This window comes from Chitinophaga terrae (ex Kim and Jung 2007) (assembly GCF_900107795.1).
Taxonomy (GTDB): Bacteria; Bacteroidota; Bacteroidia; order Chitinophagales; family Chitinophagaceae; genus Chitinophaga; species Chitinophaga terrae.
In genome coordinates, this window is the sequence record NZ_FNRL01000059.1 from 1 (window position 1) to 4,676 (window position 4,676).

The window sequence follows — 4,676 nt, forward strand, 5'->3', positions numbered from 1 at the left end:
AAACCGCCTAATATAGCTATCCACCGTTTTGCGGTTGATGTTCATTATCTGGGCAACCTTACGGTTACTAAGTCCTTTTTTCTTTAGAAGGATCAGTGTTCTAAGTTCCATTTTGTCTTTCCGTTGTCCTGCCATGCTGTTGTGATATGTTTATACAACAGCAACTTAAGCAGTTTAATGGAAAGTGGCCCAGTGACCTCCGTTTTCTAAATAAGAATGGCCCAACGACCTCCGAAATTCAGGAGATTTTTTGGCCCAGTGACCTCCGAAATAATTGGCAAATAAAACCGAATTAACTGGCCCATTGACCTCCGTTATAGACATATAGCAGGAACTTCAAGAAATCTTTCTCTTTTTATTAATGAAATTATCCCCAAATATTTGCATATAGACCAATATGTAAATGAAAAAAGATTAAAAATAGCAAACATCAGATCATATCAAAAGGAAAGTAGAGTATTGGTTTCTCATTCACAACTCGGCAAAGCAGAATTTAATAACTTAGATTTTAGCCATTTTAAAATGGTGTCATTTGAGCAGTCAAACTTAGTAGATTGTATTTTCACAAATATCACCTGGGCAAAAACTGTTTATGGTTCATCTCCTAGCAAAGGAGATAAAATGTCAAATAGATCATTTTCCTCCAAAAGCAGGGAAACGTTTAGACAATTAAAATACGCGATGTCCAAACAAGGAGATGTTATCAATGAACAGAAATTTCACGCCCTTGAAATGGGCATGTACTTTGAAACTTTAACTTGGAGAAATGATTTCTGGACTAAGCTGATAATATTCTTGAGTTGGTTAACAAGTGACTTTGGTCAAAGTTTCTGGCGTCCTCTTGTATTCATTTTTGTATTTCACTCTCTATTTTTCCTTCCCCTTCTCTTTGGCTTCTTTTCCGAATTTAGAATTTCAATTACTGAATTTTCTTTCCCTGCTTTTTGGAAGGGACTTAATACTTATTTATTTCTAATGAACCCTCTAAGGAAGCCAGATCAGGAAATATTCTATGGTGGATGGATTTGTATTGATGTCCTGATGAGAATATCCTCATCATACATGATATACAACATGATAAGGGCCACAAGAAGATTTATTAAATAAAGAAAGGTGCAGGATAATAGATAGTTCCCACACCTATTTTCTTAAATATTCCCAAGAGGTTTTAATTTACTTTCCTGCCAGTAATCTCGCTTGAAATGTGGAATAAATCCAAGGCATTTACCAAATTCTTCACGCATTACATTTTCTACATAATCTTCATTTCCTTTTAATGTTACAATTGAATCATGCAGCGTAAAGATGGGTAAATAATCCCTTTCTCTGGTGATTCGAGGTACAACCTTATGGTACATAATGAAACTTTCAATTCGCTGCAACAGAATTGGCAGATTTTCAGCTCCATGTCTTTTTATGAAGGCTGTTATTTCGTATATGGCTGGAAATAAATCTCTGAAAATCCTTTTAGGTGCAGCGTCTGCCTGTCCAATAAATCTATTATCTGTGAACAGTACAGTAAACAAGATGGGCTTTACATCCTCATTGGTGGCATAATTCAAATCCAGTTTATTTTTAAGTAACTGGCGAAATTCAGAATAGAAATTTCCACTACTCACCATTTTATAATAATTCCATATTTCATCTCCCTCCTTTATTCTATTATTCTGGGCATTTTTTACCAGAGTAATGAAATTAGTGAATGGGTTCTTAGATGAGAATATTGGATTAAGAAAGAGATAAGGGATATTTGAAGAATTTAATTTACCCTCCTCCCCCTCGTTCAGCCAAAACTCATGATTCAATAATAATGTAAGCAATGTTGGCTGGCTGTTTGATAAATCAATAGCCACCAGTTCTTCACCTTCGTAAGTAATAGCATTTCTTATCTCTCTCTTGCAGGAAGTCAATGCAGAATGGTATCTAAACACATTTTGGTCAAAGTGTGCATTAAATAAGCCTCTTTTTATTTTCTCAATATTCAGATGTGTGCCTATATACTGAGTATAAGGGTTCTTCCATTCAATTCCATTAGCAGTAATGTTTTTATCCCACTTCGCACGATTTGACTGCTTTTGCAGATATATTTCTGCATTGTACAAATGGGCTATTTTATCATTGATTTTAAGCCCTCCTGTTTCATACCATTTTTCTACAGGCGAATATTTACATGCTATAGCAGGTAAATCAATTTCTACAGGTAGATTCTCATTACTTTCCTGCTCTATATTATTAATAGCAGTAGATTTCTGCCTTCTTGTCATTCTTCTGAGCAAAGTAGAATTAGTAATGGGAATTGATTTAAGGGGTTGCTGATATAAAGGGCAAAACTTGTACCCTTTTGACTTTATACCAACAATGAACTGGTTATCAGTTTCAATAATACCAACATCCTGTAGATAGGTTAAGTAGTCTGAATACCCCTTACCAATCCACTGTTTTAGGATTTCTGCATTAATTGGAACATAACCCTCCTCATTAGTTAAATCTTTGTTGTTGGAAGGGATTTCTACGAGAAGATGTAAAATATAGAGCAATTTATCTCTATGGAAGCCAGGTATATGGCTAACTGGGTTTTCTTCGATTAGTTTGTCTAAATCTATGTTCTTAGGAACATAAAATAATTGTTGTGTCATTTAAATAAGTTGGGCAATCAGCCATCTTGATTAAAACTGATTGCTGTCTGAAAATTTTCTTCATATTTTTTCTATTTATTTTTTGATAAAAAGCGATTAAAATCAATACTGGCAGCATATTGCACTTATTGAAATACAGTCTTTAAAAATTTGTGGAGACAAAATTAGTTCAAGTGGATTTTATTGCAAATAGCATTGAAAAAAATCCTGATTTTCATTTATTATGATAGGACAAGCATTCTCAAATACAGGGTTTAAGATTTGCCATTAGAATTAATATTGAATGATTAATTCTACATCTAGTTAAATATCAGATGCGCATTTTTCAAATGTGTAAAAATTAGCATTTTCCGAAATGCATAATCAGCAGCTTTTTTGGTCAAATTAATATACCTAAATTTTAAGTTAGACATGAAACGTAACATAAAGAATAAATTACAATGCATCCAATTCATTGATGGATTTAGAACCTAATTCATTTTGTTCATCGGGTATGTAATCTTTCTTTAATTCTTTCGGAAACTCGGCGTAGTGAGTTTTTAAATATTCAGTCGAGTAAGGATATTTTAGTGTAGAAAATCTTCCTGTCTTATGTCCACACAATAGATTTGAAACACAATTAGCACATTTACTTGGGTTCCTGTTAGTTATATCGAAGCCTTCGACTTTATTGTTGATGAAATTTTTAAGTTTAGAATAAACAGCTATAATTTGATTTCTGGCTATCTCATTTTTCTCTATTCTCACAACTTGACAAGAATGTATATATCGATCCCCATAATCAAAGTCAAATTTCCAGTAAACTAAATAACCATACTTAATATTATAATCATTGATTCCATATAAATATGAAATCAATTGATTAATATGATTATTATGAAAATATCTTTCTTTTTCTACTTGAGTACTTTGATACTGAAATTTCTCTTCTACAACAAAAAAATCCTTGCTGGAATTTTGCAATATATAATCTGGTTGCCCAACATAATCTCCTTTAAAGCTTTTAAAATATTTTTTTTGTTCAGCCTTCCCATGACCCTGATAAATAACTGTTGATCTTTCAATTTCATTAAAAAACAGCTCATTTTCTGGCTTTATAAGAGTACCAATCAAACCAGAAGAGCCAGTACCAACCCCTTGATTACGCCCTCTTTCAGAAGATATAAAATTGATCAGTCTGTGGGATTCATGCAAATCTGTACCATTATAGGCAGATTCAATTTTCTTTAAATCAAAAGTTTTTGAAATGGAAAAACTCACTGGGCAATAAGTATAATTTGCCAAATCTGTTGCTGAAATATAATTTGTAAATGCATCCTTAATTTTAATTTGTGAGTTCTTTTTTACTTTGTATTCATAATTTAGAAAATCAATAATGTTATATCTACTAGGCACAAATAAACCATTCTTCATTTTATAAGTCCTATTTTCTATTCCTTCTACAGCATAAGCGCTAATTCCAAAGTCCTCTACTGTTTTATAAAGTTCAGGAGATGATGGGATAGGAATAGATTCTAAATACCGAAAATTAGGCGCTGCAAAAGATAATTTTTCCAGATATACAGAAAAAAAAGTATCCTCAATAAATCCAATTTTCTTTATTAAATAATCACGGAATAATATTTGTCTTTCTGATAACATTGGTCGTACTGGATAGGGGAATAAGAAAAAAGTAGTCAATAAATATAAGTAAAAGCCTATAAATTATGAATTAAAACAAATAATATTTGCCCCACTTGTAAGCTTCCCTTAAAAAAAGACTGTTAGAGAATAGAAAAATGATTGATAACTTTAACAGTGTATTATGAAAGGTAAACGATTCAACCCGGAGCAGATCAGTAAGATTCTTAAGGAATTCGAGGCGGGTAAAAGTGTTCAGGAGATTACGCGCGAACACGGAGTTAGTCCGGCCTCATTTTACAAATGGCGGCAGCGATACGGTGGCCTTGAGGGCAGCGAGCTGAAACGCGTAAAGGAACTGGAGGAAGAGAACCGCAAGCTTAAGCGGATGTACGCTGATCTTGCCCTTGATTTGGAGGC

5 protein-coding genes are annotated in these 4,676 nt (G+C 33.1%); 2 read left to right on the forward strand and 3 right to left on the reverse strand.

Going from position 1 to position 4,676, the window contains the following annotated elements:
• Positions 1-135, reverse strand: a 135-nt coding sequence (locus BLV62_RS29085; RefSeq protein ID WP_139170431.1) for a helix-turn-helix domain-containing protein, incomplete at its 3' end; no start/stop codon positions are given.
• Positions 136-381: 246 nt separating this feature from the next.
• Here BLV62_RS29085 and BLV62_RS27930 point away from each other — a divergent pair.
• Positions 382-1,107: a hypothetical protein gene (locus tag BLV62_RS27930; RefSeq protein ID WP_089766353.1), complete on the forward strand. Its 726-nt coding sequence runs from the start codon at positions 382-384 to the stop codon at positions 1,105-1,107.
• Positions 1,108-1,148: 41 nt separating this feature from the next.
• Here BLV62_RS27930 and BLV62_RS27935 read toward each other — a convergent pair whose 3' ends face one another.
• Positions 1,149-2,636, reverse strand: a complete 1,488-nt coding sequence (locus BLV62_RS27935) for a hypothetical protein (RefSeq protein ID WP_089766354.1) — start codon at positions 2,634-2,636, stop codon at positions 1,149-1,151.
• 435 nt (positions 2,637-3,071) lie between these two features.
• A complete protein-coding gene (locus BLV62_RS27940; RefSeq protein ID WP_089766356.1) occupies positions 3,072-4,277 on the reverse strand; it encodes a PD-(D/E)XK nuclease family protein in 1,206 nt (401 codons plus the stop codon).
• A 163-nt stretch (positions 4,278-4,440) separates the two neighbouring features.
• Here BLV62_RS27940 and BLV62_RS27945 point away from each other — a divergent pair.
• Positions 4,441-4,676, forward strand: a 236-nt coding sequence (locus BLV62_RS27945; RefSeq protein ID WP_139170424.1) for a transposase, incomplete at its 3' end; no start/stop codon positions are given.